Below are 600 nucleotides of genomic sequence, written 5' to 3'. Positions count from 1 at the left end.
GCCGCAGTCGGCGAGGACGCGGGTGGTGGCGATCTGGACGGTGCCGAGCAGGGGCTGGCACACGTCGGTGGCGGCGAGCCGCGTCCGGAGCTCCTGGCTGTCGCCGTGGGGCTGGGCCTCATCGCCGTACAGGAGGTCGGCCAGGTCGAGGCCGAGGTCGGGGCGGGCCACGGTGCTGAGGACGCGGACGGCGGAGCGGTAGGCGGGGAACCTCTGGTGGAGGTCTCGCATCATGTCCGGCCGCTGGCTGCCCTGGCCGGGGAAGAGGAAGGCGGTACGGCGCTGGGCGGCCGGGAGGGGGGCGTCGGCGGCGTGGGCGCCGTCGCCGAGGTCGCCGCGGGCGCCGGTGAGGAGCTGTTCGCGGGCGTGGCGCAGCCGCTCGAGGAACGTGTCGGTGGTGGTGGCCACGATGGCGAGCCGGGCGGTCAGTGGTTGCCGGGAGCCGAGGGTGTGGGCCACGGCGGCCAGCGGGGCGGGGTCCGCCGTGTCGAGTGCGTCGAGTACGTCGCCGATGTGCTGGTCCAGCAGCTCGGTGTTGCCGGCCGAGAGGAAGACGAGCTGGGGCCGGCTGCCTTCGCCGTCTCCGGCGTCTTCGGTGCG

At 75.3% G+C, this 600-nt stretch carries 1 protein-coding gene; it reads right to left on the bottom strand.

Annotation, left to right across the window (positions count from 1 at the left end):
* Nucleotides 1-600, bottom strand: a 600-nt coding sequence (locus AC6CKD_RS37960; RefSeq protein WP_498333988.1) for an acyltransferase domain-containing protein, incomplete at both ends; no start/stop codon positions are given.

The organism is Streptomyces sp. GQ60, from assembly GCF_059758875.1.
The sequence above is the reverse complement of the archived record's forward strand: the minus strand, read 5'-3'. Positions and strand labels throughout refer to the sequence as shown.